At 41.4% G+C, this 17694-nt stretch carries 15 protein-coding genes; all 15 read left to right on the plus strand.

Features of this window, described 5'->3' with window-relative positions; genetic code table 11:
- Nucleotides 1–21 precede the first annotated feature (21 nt).
- Nucleotides 22–1644, plus strand: a complete 1623-nt coding sequence (locus O3655_RS07765) for a polysaccharide biosynthesis protein (RefSeq protein WP_000064204.1) — start codon at nt 22–24, stop codon at nt 1642–1644.
- Nucleotides 1645–1846: 202 nt separating this feature from the next.
- Nucleotides 1847–3805: a peptide ABC transporter substrate-binding protein gene (locus O3655_RS07770; RefSeq protein ID WP_070800029.1), complete on the plus strand. Its 1959-nt coding sequence runs from the start codon at nt 1847–1849 to the stop codon at nt 3803–3805.
- 145 nt (nt 3806–3950) lie between these two features.
- Nucleotides 3951–5045 (plus strand): cystathionine gamma-synthase, encoded by a 1095-nt coding sequence (locus O3655_RS07775; protein WP_049484868.1) that lies wholly within the window; start codon nt 3951–3953, stop codon nt 5043–5045.
- A gap of 7 nt (nt 5046–5052) precedes the next feature.
- A complete protein-coding gene (locus tag O3655_RS07780; RefSeq protein WP_049484867.1) occupies nt 5053–6219 on the plus strand; it encodes a MalY/PatB family protein in 1167 nt (388 codons plus the stop codon).
- Between the two features lie 91 nt (nt 6220–6310).
- Entirely contained in the window at nt 6311–9406 is a 3096-nt protein-coding gene (locus O3655_RS07785; protein ID WP_308697181.1) for a DEAD/DEAH box helicase, read from the plus strand.
- A gap of 47 nt (nt 9407–9453) precedes the next feature.
- A complete protein-coding gene (locus O3655_RS07790; RefSeq protein ID WP_042902068.1) occupies nt 9454–10065 on the plus strand; it encodes a hypothetical protein in 612 nt (203 codons plus the stop codon).
- A gap of 11 nt (nt 10066–10076) precedes the next feature.
- The gene (murC, locus tag O3655_RS07795) at nt 10077–11411 is read left to right on the plus strand and encodes a UDP-N-acetylmuramate--L-alanine ligase (RefSeq protein ID WP_308697182.1); all 1335 of its coding nucleotides are present in this window, start codon (nt 10077–10079) and stop codon (nt 11409–11411) included.
- Nucleotides 11412–11420: 9 nt separating this feature from the next.
- Nucleotides 11421–11888, plus strand: a complete 468-nt coding sequence (locus O3655_RS07800) for a GNAT family N-acetyltransferase (protein WP_042902070.1) — start codon at nt 11421–11423, stop codon at nt 11886–11888.
- Complete coding sequence (locus tag O3655_RS07805; RefSeq protein ID WP_308697183.1) at nt 11885–12382, plus strand: GNAT family N-acetyltransferase; 498 nt, start codon at nt 11885–11887, stop codon at nt 12380–12382. The genes O3655_RS07800 and O3655_RS07805 overlap by 4 nt, the downstream gene beginning before the upstream one ends.
- A gap of 80 nt (nt 12383–12462) precedes the next feature.
- A complete protein-coding gene (mltG, locus tag O3655_RS07810; RefSeq protein WP_080976156.1) occupies nt 12463–14214 on the plus strand; it encodes an endolytic transglycosylase MltG in 1752 nt (583 codons plus the stop codon).
- 62 nt (nt 14215–14276) lie between these two features.
- Nucleotides 14277–14759, plus strand: a complete 483-nt coding sequence (greA, locus tag O3655_RS07815; protein ID WP_000818765.1) for a transcription elongation factor GreA — start codon at nt 14277–14279, stop codon at nt 14757–14759.
- A gap of 76 nt (nt 14760–14835) precedes the next feature.
- Nucleotides 14836–16200, plus strand: a complete 1365-nt coding sequence (locus O3655_RS07820; RefSeq protein WP_308697184.1) for an amino acid permease — start codon at nt 14836–14838, stop codon at nt 16198–16200.
- 100 nt (nt 16201–16300) lie between these two features.
- Nucleotides 16301–16711 carry a GNAT family N-acetyltransferase gene (locus O3655_RS07825; protein WP_000558473.1) on the plus strand — a complete coding sequence of 137 codons (411 nt, stop codon included), beginning with the start codon at nt 16301–16303 and terminating at the stop codon, nt 16709–16711.
- A 198-nt stretch (nt 16712–16909) separates the two neighbouring features.
- Nucleotides 16910–17119, plus strand: a complete 210-nt coding sequence (locus O3655_RS07830; RefSeq protein ID WP_001107504.1) for a helix-turn-helix transcriptional regulator — start codon at nt 16910–16912, stop codon at nt 17117–17119.
- Nucleotides 17109–17597: a DUF6773 family protein gene (locus tag O3655_RS07835; protein WP_308697185.1), complete on the plus strand. Its 489-nt coding sequence runs from the start codon at nt 17109–17111 to the stop codon at nt 17595–17597. The genes O3655_RS07830 and O3655_RS07835 overlap by 11 nt, the downstream gene beginning before the upstream one ends.
- The last annotated feature ends 97 nt before the right edge of the window (nt 17598–17694 follow it).

Here is a 17694-nt window from a genome sequence, read left to right on the forward strand (position 1 = left end):
TCAAAATTGAATGAGGAAGCTATGTCTAACGAAAACAATCACCAGCAAGCCCAGATGTTGCGAGGGACTGCTTGGCTAACAGCTAGTAACTTTATTAGTCGCCTCCTTGGTGCTATCTACATTATTCCCTGGTATATCTGGATGGGGACCTATGCTGCTAAGGCAAATGGACTCTTTACCATGGGCTACAATATTTACGCCTGGTTCTTGCTGATTTCGACAGCGGGTATCCCAGTTGCGGTCGCCAAACAAGTAGCTAAGTACAATACCATGCGAGAAGAAGAGCATAGCTTTGCCTTGATTCGGAGTTTCCTAAGCTTTATGACGGGCTTGGGCTTAGTCTTTGCTTTGGTCTTGTATCTCTTTTCTCCCTGGTTAGCAGATTTGTCAGGTGTGGGGAAAGACCTGATTCCCATCATGCAGAGCTTGGCTTGGGCAGTCTTGATTTTCCCATCTATGAGTGTCATCCGAGGATTCTTCCAAGGGATGAATAACCTGAAACCCTATGCTATGAGTCAAATCGCCGAGCAGGTAATCCGTGTTATCTGGATGTTGATGGCAACCTTCTTCATTATGAAGATGGGTTCTGGTGACTACTTATCAGCCGTTACCCAATCGACCTTTGCAGCCTTTGTGGGGATGGTGGCAAGTTTTGCAGTTTTGATCTACTTTCTTGCCCAAGAAGGTTTGCTCAAAAGAGTTTTTGAAACACGGGATAAAATCAATAGTAAGCGACTCTTAGTCGATACCATAAAGGAAGCCATTCCCTTTATCCTGACAGGATCAGCCATCCAGCTCTTCCAGATTTTAGACCAGATGACCTTTATCAATAGTATGAAGTGGTTTACCAACTACAGCAATGAAGACTTGGTTGTTATGTTTTCTTATTTCTCTGCCAATCCTAATAAAATTACCATGATTTTAATCTCTGTGGGGGTTTCCATTGGGAGTGTCGGTTTGCCGCTGTTGACGGAAAACTATGTAAAAGGCGACTTACCGGCAGCGGCTCGCCTAGTCCAAGATAGTCTCACCATGCTCTTCTTATTTTTACTGCCGGCAACGGTTGGAGTGGTCATGGTAGGGGAGCCTCTTTACACGGTCTTTTACGGTAAGCCAGATAGTTTGGCCATGGGTTTATTTGTCTTTGCAGTTTTGCAGTCTACTATCCTAGGCTTGTATATGGTCTTGTCTCCTATGCTTCAGGCCATGTTCCGAAACCGCAAGGCAGTTCTTTACTTCATCTATGGTTCCATTGCTAAGATCGTCTTGCAATTGCCAACCATTGCTATTTTCCATAGTTACGGTCCCTTGATTTCAACGACTATCGGTTTGATTATTCCGAATGTCCTGATGTACCGAGACATTTGCCAGGTAACGGGTGCTCGTCGAAAGATAATCTTGAAGCGAACCATTTTGATTACCATCTTGACCCTTGTCATGTTTATCCTAGTTGGCTTCTTGCAGTGGCTACTCGGTTTTGTCTTCCAACCAAGTGGACGTTTCTGGAGTTTCCTTTATGTGGCTCTCATCGGAGGGCTTGGAGGAGGTCTTTATGGTTTGATGAGCCTACGGACACGACTCTTGGACAAGATAATCGGCAAAGCTCAAGCAGATCGACTACGTACACGATTGAAAATATCGTAAAAAGATTTATAAATAAAAGTAATAAATTTAACCTTTCTTTAACAGAAAGGTTTTTATACTACATTTTTCTTAAAAAAAGAGAACTTTTTCTAAAATTAAGAGCAAAAAATATGCTTTTTTAAGTTTTTCTTCAGAAATCACTTGACTAAATAAAACCAAAGCTGTATAATAAGACAAAACTTTTAAACAGGAGGTTCTGGAAATGAAAAAGTCTAAGGCCAAGTATCTGACACTTGCAAGTGTCGTGTTAAGCGCAGGTATCTTACTGAGCGCATGTGGAAATTCAAGTAGCGCTACTAAAACATATAACTATGTTTATTCGAGCGATCCATCTAGTTTGAACTATCTTGCAGAAAACCGTGCAACAACCAATGACATCGTAACCAATTTGGTGGATGGGTTGATGGAAAATGACCAATACGGTAACTATGTTCCATCATTGGCAGAGGATTGGACTGTTTCTCAGGACGGTTTGACCTATACTTACAAATTGCGTAAGGATGCAAAATGGTATACTTATGAGGGTGAAGAATACGCCCCTGTAACGGCCCAAGACTTTGTCACAGGTTTGAAATATGCTGCTGATAAAAAATCTGAAGCCTTGTACCTTGTTCAAGACTCTGTAGCAGGTTTGGATGACTATATCAACGGGAAAACAAGTGACTTTTCAACTGTCGGTGTTAAGGCGATTGACGACCAAACAGTTCAGTATACTTTGACACGTCCAGAACCTTATTGGAATTCTAAAACAACTTCAACCATTCTCTTCCCTGTCAATGCAGATTTCTTAAAATCAAAAGGGGATGACTTTGGTAAGGTAGACCCTTCTAGTATTTTGTACAATGGACCTTTCTTAATGAAATCTTTTGTTTCAAAATCTGTTATCGAATTCAAGAAAAATCCCAACTACTGGGATGAAAAAAATGTCTTTGTGGATGATGTGAAATTGGCCTATTATGATGGTAGTGACCAAGATGCACTAGCACGTAACTTTGTAGAAGGAGTCTATAGCTACGCGCGTCTCTATCCAAATAGCTCAAGCTTTGAAGGAATTAAAGAGAAGAACAAGGATAACATCATCTATAGTATGCAAAATGCAACTTCTTATTACTTGAACTTCAACTTGGACAGAAAATCTTATAACTTCACGTCTAAGTCCTCTGATATCGAAAAGAAATCAACCCAAGAAGCAGTTCTGAATAAAAACTTCCGTCAAGCCTTCAACTATGCTTATAACCGTACAGCCTATGGAGCACAATCTCAAGGGGAGGACGGAGCAACAAAGATTATTCGTAACTTGGTTGTACCTCCAACATTTGTAAGTATCAACGGAAAAGACTTTGGCGATGTTGTTTCAGAAAAGATGGTCAACTATGGCCAAGAATGGCAAGGAATCAACTTTGCAGATGCACAAGATCCATACTACAATCCTGACAAGGCTAAAGCTAAATTTGCAGAAGCCAAGAAAGAATTGGAAGCTAAGGGTGTGCAATTTCCAATCCACTTGGATGTAACAGTTGACCAATCAGCTAAAAAAGGTGTACTTGAAGCAAGTTCTTTGAAACAATCCATCGAATCTGTTCTAGGAGCTGAGAATGTGGTTATCGATATCCAACAGCTATCAACAGATGACTTTGACAACTCTAGCTACCTCGCTCAAACCGCAGCTCAAAAAGACTTTGATATCTATAATGGCGGTTGGAGTGCTGACTACTTGGATCCATCAAGCTATCTTGATATCTTAAATGTCAATAACGGCGGTATGTTGCAAAATATTGGTCTAGAACCAGGTGAGGTCAATGACAAGGCTAAGGCAGTTGGTCTGGATACTTACACTCAAATGTTAGAAGAAGCGAACAAGGAGCAAGATCCAGCAAAACGTTATGAAAAATATGCTGAAATTCAAGCTTGGCTCGTTGATAGCGCCCTTGCAATTCCAAACGTTTCTCAGGGTGGAACACCGACCTTGAGAAAGACAGTTCCATTCTCATCACCATTCTCACAAGCTGGAAATAAGGGTGTCGAATCATACAAGTATCTCAAGTTACAAGATAAGACTGTAACGGCTGATGAGTATGAAAAAGCGAAAGAAAAATGGCTGAAAGAAAAAGAAGAATCAAATAAAAAAGCCCAAGAAGAACTGGCAAAACACGTTAAATAACCAGTCTATTCAACAGGAAAAACGATAGTTTCTCAAGGAACTATCGTTTTTATATAGTTTGAAACTATAACTAGCTCTTGAAAACAAGAAAATAAGTTAGTGAAAATAAGTGGTACAATAGTTACTATAGATTTGGAGGTATTGTATGAGCAAAGAACTACACATCAACACAATTTTGGCCCAGGCGGGAATCAAGTCAGATAAGGCAACAGGTGCCTTGGTGACGCCACTTCATTTTTCAACAACTTATCAGCATCCAGAGTTCGGTCAGTCTACGGGATTTGACTATACTCGTACTAAAAATCCAACTCGGAGTAAGGCGGAGGAAGTCTTGGCTGCGATTGAATCAGCAGACTATGCCCTTGCGACGAGTTCAGGTATGGCTGCGATTGTACTGGCCTTTAGTGTTTTTCCAGTAGGAAGTAAAGTCTTGGCTGTGCGCGATCTGTATGGAGGTTCTTTCCGTTGGTTCAACCAAGTCGAGCAAGAAGGCCGGTTCCATTTTACCTATGCCAATACAGAAGAAGAGCTAATTGCTGAGTTAGAAAAGGATGTGGATGTTCTCTATATCGAAACACCAACCAATCCCTTGATGTTGGAATTTGATATTGCCAAACTAGCCAAACTAGGACATGCCAAGGGTGCCAGGGTAGTGGTGGACAATACCTTCTACAGCCCAATTTACCAACGACCGATTGAAGATGGTGCGGATATCGTTCTTCATTCTGCTACCAAGTATCTAGCAGGGCACAATGATGTTTTAGCTGGGGTGGTTGTGACTAATAGTTTAGAACTATATGAGCAACTTTTCTACAATTTGAATACGACTGGTGCGGTCTTGTCACCATTTGATAGTTATCAGTTGATTCGTGGTCTCAAAACTCTACCTCTTCGTATGGAACGTTCGACAGCCAATGCCCAAGAAGTGGTTGCTTTTTTGAAGGATTCACCTGCTGTTAAGGAAGTGCTCTATACAGGACGTGGGGGGATGATTTCCTTTAAAGTAGTGGATGAAAAACGTATTCCTCATATTTTAAATAGCCTCAAGGTCTTCTCTTTTGCTGAGAGTTTAGGTGGGGTGGAAAGCCTGATCACCTATCCGACGACTCAAACCCATGCGGATATTCCAGCAGAAGTGCGTCATTCCTATGGCTTAACAGATGACCTCTTGCGCTTGTCAATTGGGATTGAGGATGCCAGAGATTTGATTGCGGACTTGCGACAAGCTTTGGAAGGATAAGATAGATATGGGAAAATATGATTTTACAAGCCTGCCCAATCGTTTTGGGCATCATACCTATAAATGGAAAGAAGCGGAAGCTGATCGAGAAGTTCTACCAGCTTGGATAGCAGATATGGACTTTGTGGTTTTGCCTGAAGTTCGACAAGCTGTACAAGCCTACGCAGATCAGTTGGTCTATGGCTATACCTATGCCAGTGATGCTTTGATTGAGTCGGTTCAGGACTGGGAAGCCACACAACATGGCTATCACTTTGATAAGGATGCCCTCGTCTTTATCGAGGGTGTGGTACCAGCTATTTCAACAGCCATTCAAGCCTTTACAAAAGAAGGAGAGGCTGTTCTGATTAACACACCGGTCTATCCACCTTTTGCCCGCAGTGTCAAACTGAACAATCGCAGATTGATTACCAATTCTTTGGTGGAAAAGGACGGGTTGTTTGAGATTGACTTTGACCAGTTAGAGAAGGAATTGGTGGAAGAGGATGTGAAGCTTTATATCCTTTGCAATCCCCACAATCCTGGTGGACGTGTTTGGGAAAAGGAAGTGTTAGAAAAGATTGGTCATCTCTGCCAAAAACATGGTGTTTTGTTGGTTTCAGATGAGATTCACCAAGATTTGGCTCTCTTTGATCACAAACACCAGTCATTCAATACCATTGATCCAGCTTTTAAAGACTTTGCCCTTATCTTGAGTAGTGCCACTAAGACATTTAATATTGCTGGGACCAAGAATTCCTATGCAGTTATTGAAAATCCCAAGCTTCGTGTTGCTTTCCAAAAACGCCAGTTGGCCAATAACCAGCATGAAATCTCAGGCTTGGGTTATTTGGCGACAGAAGCTGCCTACCGTTATGGTAAGGACTGGTTAGGAGAGTTAAAGGAAGTCATCGAGGATCACATTAACTATATAGTGGATGTTTTGGGCAACGAAACCAAGATTAAGGTCATGAAACCGCAAGGTACCTACTTGATCTGGCTTGATTTTTCAGCCTATGACCTAACGGATGACCGCTTGCAAGAGCTTTTGAAGAATGAAGCCAAGGTTATCTTGAACCGAGGTTTGGACTTTGGAGAGGAGGGAACTCTTCATGCCCGCCTCAATGTTGCTATGCCTAAAACACTTTTGGAAGAAGTTTGCCAACGCATCGTGACCACTTTTGATACACTTTAAAATCGAGCCTTCTAGGAGAAAAGTCTTCCTAGAAGGCTATTTTCATAGGGGAAAATGTGGTATAATGAAAAGATAAGATAAAGGGGTAACTATGGCTAAATTGATTCCAGGAAAGTTGCGCATGGAGGGTGTTACTCTCTATGAGACAGGCAACATTGAGATTATCAAGGAAAAAGGAAATCGCCTCTATACTCGTGTGGCGGGAGAAGACTTGCGCTACAGTTTAGAGGATGATCTGGTTTTTTGTGCTTGTGATTTTTTCCAAAAAAGAGGTTACTGTCTTCACCTCGCAGCGCTTGAGCATTATCTGAAGAACGATGAAGAAGGCCAGGTGATTTTACAAGCCTTAGAAAAAGGACATGAAGAGCAAGAAGAGGTCGAAACCAAGGTTAGTTTTGGTGGTAGTTTTTTGGAGCGTATTCAACCTCAGAAGAGAGAGAAAATCTACACTTTGTCGGCTCAAGGCCAGGTAGAAGCTGGAACCAATCGTCTCCTTTGGACTCTCCGAATCGGTTTAGTTGATAGTCAAAAATATTATGTCATTCGTGACATCCCTCTCTTTTTGAAGGTCTTAGTCCTTCGAAAATCATATATGATTGGGAAACACTATGAAAATGACTTGTCTTGGGATGCTTTTGATACAGCTAGTCAAGAAGTTCTTACTTTTTTATGTGGCTTGATTGAGGAGGGACTGAGTCAAGACCTCTTTTTCCCCAATCAAGGTCGTCACCTCTTTTTCCCTCTGACCTTTTTTGAACAGGGAGTGGAGTTGCTGATGAATTTGGAGGATTTTCATTTCGAACATCAGATTACTAGTTATGAAAATCTTCTCTTTCATGATTTAGATCCAGATGCAGAACTGTTCTCTTTTTCCGTGCAGGAGTATCCTGATTATTTTGAGATGGAGATTTCTGAAAGTGAGCGAGTCAACGTATTTTATGGGGGAGCGGTTCTCTTTCATAAGGGGAATCTTTATCTATTAAACCCTAAACAAATCAGCCTACTAAAGGAACTCAAGGAGCTCCCTCAGGAGGAAAGAGGGAGGAAATGCCTCCAATTTGATAACAGTGATCGTGACCGCTTGGCAGCCTGTTTGCCTTTGTTTGGACAGCTGGGCACAGTTTCTGCTCCTGAGCGCTTGCAAATCAGATCCTTTTCACCAATCTTTTACTTTGATAGGGAGGATGACGGTCGCATTCGTTTGGATATCGAGTTTGATTATGGAGATCTTAAGGTGACTAGTCAGCAACAGCTGGAACAATTACCATTTTCAAGCGATGCCGTCTTGGAAAACCAGCTATTTCAAGTCTGTTTAGGAGCTGGTTTTGAGGCTGATTTTCAGTCTTGGAGACAGGCTTTGAAGCCAGAGGCAGTTTATTCTTTCTTTCACCATACGATTCCAGCTTTTGAGAAATTGGGTCAGGTTTTCTTGTCTGATGAAATGAATCAGCTATACAGTGCCCAAGCTCCTCAGGTTCAGATTGAGTCCAAGGGAGGACTGTTGGAGATTCAGTTTGATTTCCAAGGGATTGCCCAAGAAGAGATTGATCAAGCTCTTAAAGCCCTGACCAGCAATCAGGATTTCTATATCAGTTGTTCTGACCAAGTGTACTTTTTTGATGAGGAAACCAAGCAGATTCGTCAAAATTTGCAGGAACTGGGAGTTGAGCTAAAAGATGGTTCTTTTCAAGCTCGAAAATCTCTAGCTTATAGCCTTTCTCAGCTTTTTGAAGGTCGAGACAGGATTTCCTTCTCAGAGGAATTTCAGCACTTAGCTCATGATTTGACTCATCCAGAGGATTTTCCTTTGGGAGATATACAGGTTCAGGCGAGTTTGAGAGACTATCAGGAAAAGGGTGTCCGTTGGCTCCAGATGCTTCATCACTATGGCTTTGGTGGCATCCTGGCAGATGATATGGGACTGGGAAAAACACTGCAAACCATCGCTTTTTTGACTAGTCAGGTGACAGAAGATAGTCGAGTCTTGATTTTAGCGCCGTCAGGTTTGATCTACAATTGGGCAGATGAATTCAGGAAATTTGCCCCACAGTTGGATTTGGCTGTCGTTCATGGTTTGAAAGCGAATCGAGAAGCGATTCTTTCTGAAAATCACCAAATCTATGTGACTAGCTATGCAACCTTTCGTCAAGACAGCGAGCTTTATCAAGAGATGGCTTTTGATTTTCTCTTCTTAGATGAGGCCCAGGTCATGAAAAATGCCCAGACTAAGATTGCTCAGAGTTTGCGCCAGTTTGTGGTGCCAGCAGTCTTTGCTTTGTCGGGTACGCCCATCGAAAATCATTTAGGAGAGTTGTGGTCTATCTTCCAAATTGTGCTACCGGGGCTCTTACCAAGTAAAAAGGAGTTTATGAAATTACCGGCTGACCGAGTCGCGCAGTTTATCAAGCCTTTCGTCATGAGGCGTAAGAAAGAAGAAGTTCTTACAGAACTGCCTGATCTGATCGAAGTCGTCTATAAAAATGAACTGGAAGACCAACAGAAGGCTATCTATCTAGCCCAGTTGCAACAGATGCGAGACCGCCTAGCGCAAGTGACCGATCAAGAATTCCAGAGAAGTCGGGTAGAAATCTTATCTGGACTCATGCGATTGCGCCAGATCTGCGATACGCCAGCTCTCTTCATGGACGATTACCAAGGAGCTAGTGGTAAATTGGATAGTCTTCGAGATTTATTGCTACAAGTGGCTGATGGTGGACATCGGGTCTTGATTTTCTCCCAGTTCAAAGGAATGTTGGAAAAAATCGAGAAAGAACTCCCAGACTTGGGCTTGACCTCCTTCAAAATCACAGGTTCAACTCCTGCTCATGACAGACAGGAGATGACCAAGGCCTTTAACCAAGGGGAGAGAGATGCCTTTCTCATCTCCCTTAAGGCGGGTGGTGTTGGTCTCAATCTAACGGGAGCTGATACGGTTATTTTGGTTGACCTTTGGTGGAATCCTGCGGTTGAAGCCCAAGCTATCGGACGTGCCCATCGTATGGGACAGGAGCAGAAGGTAGAGGTTTATCGCTTGATTACGAAAGGAACCATTGAAGAAAAAATTCAAGAACTTCAAGAACAAAAGAAACATTTGGTTTCCCAAGTTTTAGATGGTACGGAGTCGCGTGCGAGTCTCAGTCTGGCAGAAATTCGTGAAATTTTGGGAATTTCTGAAGCCAGCACTTGAAAAATCAAGACAATACGCTATAATGAAGTGTTGAAAGGAAATACAAAATGAAACAAGATCGATTTCCATTGGTGTCAGATGATGAGATCATGCTGACCAAAATGCCAGTCATGGACTTGTACGATGAGTCAGACTTTATTAGCAATATCAAAGGTGATTACCGCGATAAAAACTATTTGGAATGGTCTCCTATCAATGAGGAAGAAACTGTAGTTTCTCCAGTGGTTAATAAGGAGTCAAAGCCAAGCCCAGAACCTAAAAAAGTTGAAAAAACCTATGCTGAATTGGCTCGAGAAGAGGCGCGTGCGGACTTGAAGAAGAAACGTTCAGCCAAGTATTTGACTCAGGATGTTAGTCATACTAGACGACACAATGGTTCAACACTTGTTCGTCAAGGAAACCAACCAACAGCACCATTTCAAAAGGAAAATCCAGGTGAGTTTGCCAAATTTAGTAAAAACTTGAGCCAGTCTCACTATATCTTAGCTGAGGATGTTGGCCAAGTGGCGAGTCCAACTCCGAAAAACCAAACGGAAAAAGCTAAAAAGAACAACTACGATTTTCTAAAGAAGAGTCAAATCTATAATAAAAAGAATAAGCAAACAGAACAGGAACGTCAGGTTGCCCAAGAGTTGAATCTGACAAGAATTACTGAGTAGGGGGGAAAAGCATGTCAAAAACATATCATTTTATTGGAATCAAGGGATCAGGGATGAGTGCCCTAGCCTTGATGTTGCACCAAATGGGACACAAGGTTCAAGGTTCAGACGTTGAAAAATACTACTTTACTCAACGTGGACTAGAGCAGGCAGGGATTGCGATTCTTCCTTTTGATGAAAAGAACCTACAAGGTGATGTGGAGATTATCGCGGGGAATGCCTTCCGTCCAGATAACAACATTGAAATCGCCTATGCAGATCAAAATGGTATCAGCTACAAACGTTACCATGAATTCCTAGGTAGCTTTATGCGCGACTTTGTCAGCATGGGAGTAGCAGGAGCTCATGGAAAAACTTCAACAACAGGTATGCTGTCACACGTCTTGTCTCACATCATAGACACCAGCTTCTTGATTGGTGACGGGACAGGTCGTGGTTCAGCCAATGCCAAATATTTTGTCTTTGAATCAGACGAATATGAGCGCCATTTCATGCCTTACCACCCAGAATACTCTATCATCACCAACATTGACTTTGACCATCCAGACTACTTTACAAGTCTAGAGGATGTTTTCAATGCCTTTAACGACTATGCCAAACAAATTACCAAAGGTTTGTTTGTTTACGGTGAGGATGCTGAGTTGCGTAAGATCACAGCCAATGCGCCAATCTATTACTATGGATTTGAAGCTGAGGACAATGACTTTGTAGCTAGTGATCTCCTTCGTTCTACGACTGGATCAACATTCACCGTTCACTTCCGTGGTCAAGAATTGGGTCAATTCCACATTCCAACCTTTGGTCGTCACAATATCATGAATGCGACAGCTGTTATCGGATTGCTTTACACAGCTGGATTTGACTTGAACTTGGTCCGTGAACACTTGAAAACTTTTGCAGGTGTTAAGCGTCGTTTCACTGAAAAAATTGTCAATGATACAGTGATCATTGATGACTTTGCTCACCATCCAACAGAAATCATTGCAACCTTGGATGCAGCTCGTCAGAAATATCCAAGCAAGGAAATCGTGGCAATCTTCCAACCGCATACCTTTACAAGAACCATTGCCTTGTTGGACGAATTTGCCCATGCATTGAATCAAGCAGACGCCGTCTACCTAGCGCAAATCTATGGATCAGCTCGTGAGGTGGACCATGGTGATGTCAAAGTAGAAGACTTAGCCAATAAAATCAACAAGAAACACCAGGTTATCACTGTTGAAAATGTTTCTCCACTCCTAGACCATGACAATGCTGTTTACGTCTTTATGGGTGCTGGGGACATCCAAACCTATGAATATTCATTTGAACGTCTTTTGTCTAACTTGACAAGCAACGTCCAATAAGGAAAACAGATGGAAATTCCAATCACTATAAGGCAAGCTACCTTATCAGATTTAGAAGAAATGTTGGCGATTGAAGAAGCCAATCCTTCATCAGAAGAGTCACTTAGCCGCCAATCTTTAGAAGAGAGTATCCGCAAGACTGCGGGTACCTTTCTTGTAGCTGGGGATGAAAATCAGCTCGTGGGCTATGTTTTGGGAGAAGCTCAGTCTATTCATCCCAAATGGATAGAAGTAAAATCCTTGACTATTCATCCTGACCATTGGGGACAGGGGCTGGGAACTCTTCTTCTTGCAGCCTTGAAACAGGTGACAGTCGAACTAGATTATCAAGGTATTCTTTTGCAGAGTCCTGATGAACTACTATCATATTTTGAAATGAATGGCTTTGTTGAAGAAGAAGTGACCGAGAGTCATTATGGCAGTGGCTCTGAATGGTATCTGATTTGGGGAAATCCCTTTTATCAGGAGGAAATATGAAAATCAGACAAGCAAGATTTTCGGATTTAGATCGGATTATAGAGATAGAGCTTGAGAATTTTTCACTGGAGGAAGCCATTCCTCGTTCGGTCTTTGAGGCCCATCTGCGGGAAATTCAGACCAGCTTTCTCGTCGCTGAAAAAGAGGGGCATATTCTTGGTTATATCGAAGGTCCAGTCGTCCCACACCGCCATCTACATGATCAGTCCTTTACAGAAGAAATAAAAGACTATAGCCATCAACCTGGAGGTTATATTTCTGTGACTTGCCTATCGATTGCCAAGGAAGCACAAGCTTTGGGAGTGGGGAAAAGACTATTAAAGGCTCTGAAAGAGGTCGCTTTAGAACATGAACGAGAGGGTATTAATCTGACGTGTCATGATTACCTTATCGCCTATTACGAAAAGCACGGCTTTGTTAATGAAGGAATATCTCAGTCAAGCTTTGCTGGGGAAACATGGTATGATATGGTCTGGCAGCCTGAAAATCAATAAAACTAGCTAGGGAATGCCCTAGTTGGTTGCTTTTCTGCGACTTTTAAGATATAATATTATGGATTGTCAACAAGGAGGTAATGCTTTTGACTGAAAAATCAAGAGAAGAAGAAAAATTAAGCTTTAAAGAGCAGATTCTACGTGATTTAGAAAGAGTAAAAGAACAAGATAGAAGAGAGAAAGAAGTAGAGATTCCAAATCTGACGGCTTCATCATCTCAAGCTAGTTCAGCAACTCCTTCAAATCGTGAAACAGAAACATCAACAGAAGAGTTGATGGCTGATTCCCTATCTGTTGTCGATAAAATCCTAAAAAATGCACCAAGTGTTCCTCCACTTTCAAGTGATAGAACTGATGAAACGGATGACCAAGAAGAGGAAGAGATTAGACAGCCAATCATTGATAAGATTGAAGTTGTAGAATCTGACGAACCTCTAGTAGAGCCGATTCATCTGGCTGAAGAACCTGTAGTGGAACCTGTTCAACCTAAGGTAGAACCAGTTGAGCTTAAACCCGAAGAAAAAGAATTTAACGATACTCCGACTAAGGTAGCCGTAACCTATAAAACAGAAGACAAGAAAGAGGAAATCACTCCAGGAATGCCTGAAAGAGTAGAGCCTGTTTCTACAGAATCTAGCAGTGGATTAGCTGATGCTCCACGTCGTAGTCGTCGTCAAGGTGCAACATCAACTAAGAAAAAGAAAAAATCAAAAGCTAAAGGTTGCCTAGTAACAGTTCTAGTTCTCCTAGTACTCGTTGCAGTTGGTGGTTATTTTGGTTATGGTTATGTGCAAGATTCTTTGAAACCTGTGGATGCGAGCTCTAAGGATTACGTAACGGTTCAAATCCCAGACGGTGCAAATGTTCAAGAAATTGGAAGCACCTTGGAAAAATCTGGTCTGGTTAAACATGGACTTATCTTTAGTCTTTATGCTAAATACTATAGCCATGCCAACTTGAAGTCAGGTTATTATAACTTGAAGAAGAGTATGAGTACGGATGAGTTGATTCAAGAATTGCAAAAAGGTGGGACTCCTGAAGCTCAGGCACCTGTTCTTTCAAACTTGACCATTCCAGAAGGCTATACATTAGAGCAAATCGCTCAAACAGTAGGACAACTTCAAGGTGAATTTAAAGAACCTCTTACTGCGGATGCTTTCTTGGCAAAAGCTCAAGATGAGACCTTTATCTCACAATTAGTAGCCAAGTATCCAAACCTACTTGGAAGTCTTCCAACAAAAGACAGTGGCGTTCGTTATCGTCTTGAAGGCTACCTTTTCCCAGCGACCTATACAATCAAAGACAGTACAACTGTTGAAAGTTTGATTGATGAGATGGTGGCTGCTATGGATAAGGCTATGTCACCATATTACGCTACGATCAAAGAAAAGAATCTGACAGTTAATGAATTGCTCAGCATTGCTTCTCTTGTCGAAAAAGAAGGAGCTAAGACCGAAGACCGCAAGAAAATCGCAGGTGTCTTCTATAACCGCTTGAATGCCGGTATGCCACTTCAAAGTAATATCGCTATCCTATATGCTCAAGGAAAACTTGGTCAAAAGATTAGTTTAGCAGATGACGCTGGAATTGATACAACGATTGATTCACCATACAATGTTTACACACACCTTGGCCTCATGCCTGGACCGGTTGATAGCCCAAGTTCGGATGCGATTGAAGCAAGTGTAAACCAGACAAAGAGTGAGTACTTGTACTTTGTAGCCAATGTTGAAGACGGTAAAGTATACTTTGCAACAACAAAAGAAGAACATGATCAAAACGTTGCAGAGCATATCAATAGCAAGTTACCTCAAGCAAGTAGTTCAAACTAAAATTATGTGGTTTTCCACATAATTTTGTTTTAAAAAAGTAAATAGAAAAGAAAGTTAAAAAAATGGCAGAAAAAACTTACCCAATGACCCTTGAAGAAAAGGAAAAACTAGAAAAAGAATTAGAGGAGTTGAAACTCGTCCGTCGTCCTGAAGTCGTAGAGCGTATCAAGATTGCTCGTTCCTATGGAGACCTTTCAGAAAATAGTGAGTATGAAGCAGCGAAAGATGAACAAGCTTTTGTTGAAGGTCAAATTTCAAGTCTAGAAACAAAAATTCGCTATGCTGAAATTGTTAATAGCGATGCAGTTGCCCAAGATGAGGTAGCAATCGGTAAAACAGTAACAATCCAAGAAGTCGGTGAAGACGAAGAAGAGGTCTACATCATCGTCGGTTCTGCAGGTGCAGATGCTTTTGCTGGTAAAGTCTCAAATGAAAGTCCGATTGGCCGTGCTTTGATTGGCAAGAAGACTGGTGATACTGCAACGATTGAAACACCAGTTGGTAGCTATGATGTCAAAATCTTAAAGGTTGAAAAAACAGCCTAAATAGGATGAAAAAGGAGTAGTGAAGGTTTTGCCTTGCTCAACTCCTTTTTGGTTTTTTGGATAAAAAGGAGACTATATGAGTGAAAATAAGAAGAAAAACAAAATGGAGCGTGGTTTAACCAATCGCCATGTTCAGGTGATGGCCATTGCGGGAACAATCGGAACTGGACTTTTCCTAGGTGCTGGTCGCTCTATCAGCCTTACAGGACCTTCTATCATTCTGATTTACATGATTACAGGTGCCTTTATGTTTTTGATGATGAGGGCTGTTGGGGAGATGCTGTATCAGGATCCAGAACAACATACCTTTATCAACTTTATCACCCGTCATTTGGGGAAAGGCTGGGGATATTTCTCAGTTTGGTCTTATTGGCTGTCAGTTGTCTTTATCGGTATGGCAGAAATCACTGCCATCTCAGACTATGTCCGCTTCTGGTTCCCTACCTGGCCTAGCTGGCTGATTCAGCTTGTCTTTTTAACGATTTTGGCTTTGGTCAATCTGATTGCGGTTAAGCTCTTTGGAGAAGTCGAGTTTTGGTTTGCTATGGTCAAGATTGTGGCGATTTTAGCCATGATTGCCACTGGGGTCTTTATGGTTTTGACAGGCTTTAAGACACCGCATGGTGTTGCAAGTTTGGCAAATATCAGCGACCAGTTCTCTCTTTTTCCAAACGGAGTTATGAACTTTGTCATGGCCTTTCAAATGGTATTTTTTGCCTATCTGATGATTGAGTTTATCGGGGTGACAACTTCTGAAACAAAGAACCCTCGTCAGGTCTTGCCCAAAGCTGTTAAGGAAATTCCTCTCAGAATTATCTTCTTCTATGGGGGAGCTCTCATTGCGATTATGGCCATTATTCCTTGGTCTTATCTTAATTCTTCAGATTCTCCATTTGTAACGGTCTTTGAACTGGCAGGGATCAAGTGGGCAGCGGCTCTAATCAACTTTGTTGTCTTGACCTCAGCAGCGTCTGCGCTTAACTCAACTCTCTACTCAACAGGGAGACACTTATATCAGATTGCCCATGATTCGCCAAATCGTTTCTTAAAGGCCATTAAGGTCGATACCCTTTCTCGCCACAATGTTCCACAAAATGCCATCATTGCCTCAGCGATCTTGATTGCTCTGGCTGCCTTTATCAACGTGCTACCAGGTGTTTCAGATGCCTTTGCTTTGATTACAGCATCTTCATCAGGTGTTTACATCGCGATTTATATCTTGATTATGGTGGCCCATCTCAAATACCGCAAGTCACAAGACTTCATGGCTGATGGCTACCTCATGCCTCAGTATCGCTTGCTTAATCCCCTAACCATTCTCTTTTTCGTCTTTGTTTTTGCGACTCTCTTTTTGCAAGAGTCTACCTTTATGGGGGCAGTTGGTTCTGCCATCTGGATCCTTGTTTTTGGGATTTATAGCCAGTGGAAATTTAGAAAATAACTCATGGACTCATCAACTCTGCTTGGTGAGTTTTTTCTAGTTTGACAGTCCATCGAAATAAGACTATAATCAAGCTGTAGCAGTTTATTAGGAGGTTTGGATGCACGTTAGATTGGAAAATAAGGAATCTCATAAAGCGCAGGAAATAGGGGACTTGATTCGTGCTTATAATCGTTCTAAAAGAGAAGAGGCTGAAAGCGAGCCACTGAACCTTTATGTCGAAGACGAAAAGGGCAATCTCATGGCAGGCTTAGTAGCAGAGACTTTCGGAAATTGGTTGGAAATCGAATATTTGTTTGTGAGAGAGGAATTGAGGGGACAAGGAATTGGTTCAAAACTATTGCAGCGAGCTGAAAATGAAGCCAAGAATCGAAACTGTCGTTTTGCTTTTGTGAATACTTACCAGTTTCAAGCGCCAGATTTTTATCTAAGTCATGGCTACAAGGAAGTCTTTACCTTGCAAGACTATCCCTACACAGGGCAAAGATACTATTATCAAAAAGATTTGTGACCTAGACTTCTTTCTTTTGGAGAGGAACTTAGCTAAGTATCAAAAAAGAACGAATACTCTTTATCATGTAAGATGATAGAGAGTTTTTTGTTAATAAAATCTTACAAAATGACATTTATATATTGCATTAAGTTAGATATATGGTATAATGTTTTTAAAAGAAGCGCAACTTTTTTAAAAATGTGAAGGAGGACTCTAGTGGCTAAAAATTTAAAATTAAAATTAGCTCGGGTAGAGCGTGATTTAACACAAGGGGAATTGGCAGAAGATGTAGGTGTTACTAGGCAGACTATAGGCTTGATTGAAGCTGGGAAATACAATCCCAGTCTCTCCCTCTGCCAGTCCATTTGCAGATGTTTAGGCAAAACTTTAGACCAACTATTTTGGGAGGAAGAAGATGAAAAATAGATTTTTTTATTATCAATTACTAGACGAAAGAGAAGAACAACTGATGAATAAAGCGGGGGCTGAAAGTTTCTATATCTCTATAGCTTTCTTGCTTTTATCTTATATGATTACAGTATTAGCACCAAGTCTTTTTAATCCGATAATGATTCTCATCATTATCATTATTGGAACTTCTTACTTTTTCGGCCGTGCTCGAGATTTGGGTGTGAACTACTATAGTCGTTTTCATTTTACGATTGGAGGGTGTTTGCTGGTAACTCTCGCTATTACGACTCTTTTGATGTTGCAGAATTATCAATTCAATATCGAAATTTATCAGCACAATCCTCTGAACCTTAAATATTTGTCTGCTTGGGTTATTACTTATCTGATTTACCTTCCTTGGGTTTTTATCGGCAATCTTGGGCTTAAAAGTTATGGCGAATGGGCTCAAAAAAAGTTTGAGCGAGATATGGATGAACTGGAGAGTGGAGAATAGCTTGTTAGCTTTTTATCAATCTTGGTAAAATGTGTTATAATAGTACTAATTTATCGGACGGTGTGAAAGTGGTAGGATACTTTCATACCCTTGTAAA

Source organism: Streptococcus sp. 27098_8_70 (genome assembly GCF_041432215.1).
Classification (GTDB): Bacteria; Bacillota; Bacilli; order Lactobacillales; family Streptococcaceae; genus Streptococcus; species Streptococcus oralis_CP.

What these genes read in the sequence shown, in the direction of transcription:
- O3655_RS07765 (WP_000064204.1), top strand. Translation starts at nt 22, where the DNA reads ATGTCTAACGAAAACAATCACCAGCAAGCCCAGATGTTGCGAGGGACT.
- O3655_RS07770 (WP_070800029.1), top strand. Translation starts at nt 1,847, where the DNA reads ATGAAAAAGTCTAAGGCCAAGTATCTGACACTTGCAAGTGTCGTGTTA.
- O3655_RS07775 (WP_049484868.1), top strand. Translation starts at nt 3,951, where the DNA reads ATGAGCAAAGAACTACACATCAACACAATTTTGGCCCAGGCGGGAATC.
- O3655_RS07780 (WP_049484867.1), top strand. Translation starts at nt 5,053, where the DNA reads ATGGGAAAATATGATTTTACAAGCCTGCCCAATCGTTTTGGGCATCAT.
- O3655_RS07785 (WP_308697181.1), top strand. Translation starts at nt 6,311, where the DNA reads ATGGCTAAATTGATTCCAGGAAAGTTGCGCATGGAGGGTGTTACTCTC.
- O3655_RS07790 (WP_042902068.1), top strand. Translation starts at nt 9,454, where the DNA reads ATGAAACAAGATCGATTTCCATTGGTGTCAGATGATGAGATCATGCTG.
- murC (WP_308697182.1), top strand. Translation starts at nt 10,077, where the DNA reads ATGTCAAAAACATATCATTTTATTGGAATCAAGGGATCAGGGATGAGT.
- O3655_RS07800 (WP_042902070.1), top strand. Translation starts at nt 11,421, where the DNA reads ATGGAAATTCCAATCACTATAAGGCAAGCTACCTTATCAGATTTAGAA.
- O3655_RS07805 (WP_308697183.1), top strand. Translation starts at nt 11,885, where the DNA reads ATGAAAATCAGACAAGCAAGATTTTCGGATTTAGATCGGATTATAGAG.
- mltG (WP_080976156.1), top strand. Translation starts at nt 12,463, where the DNA reads ATGCTTTTGACTGAAAAATCAAGAGAAGAAGAAAAATTAAGCTTTAAA.
- greA (WP_000818765.1), top strand. Translation starts at nt 14,277, where the DNA reads ATGGCAGAAAAAACTTACCCAATGACCCTTGAAGAAAAGGAAAAACTA.
- O3655_RS07820 (WP_308697184.1), top strand. Translation starts at nt 14,836, where the DNA reads ATGAGTGAAAATAAGAAGAAAAACAAAATGGAGCGTGGTTTAACCAAT.
- O3655_RS07825 (WP_000558473.1), top strand. Translation starts at nt 16,301, where the DNA reads ATGCACGTTAGATTGGAAAATAAGGAATCTCATAAAGCGCAGGAAATA.
- O3655_RS07835 (WP_308697185.1), top strand. Translation starts at nt 17,109, where the DNA reads ATGAAAAATAGATTTTTTTATTATCAATTACTAGACGAAAGAGAAGAA.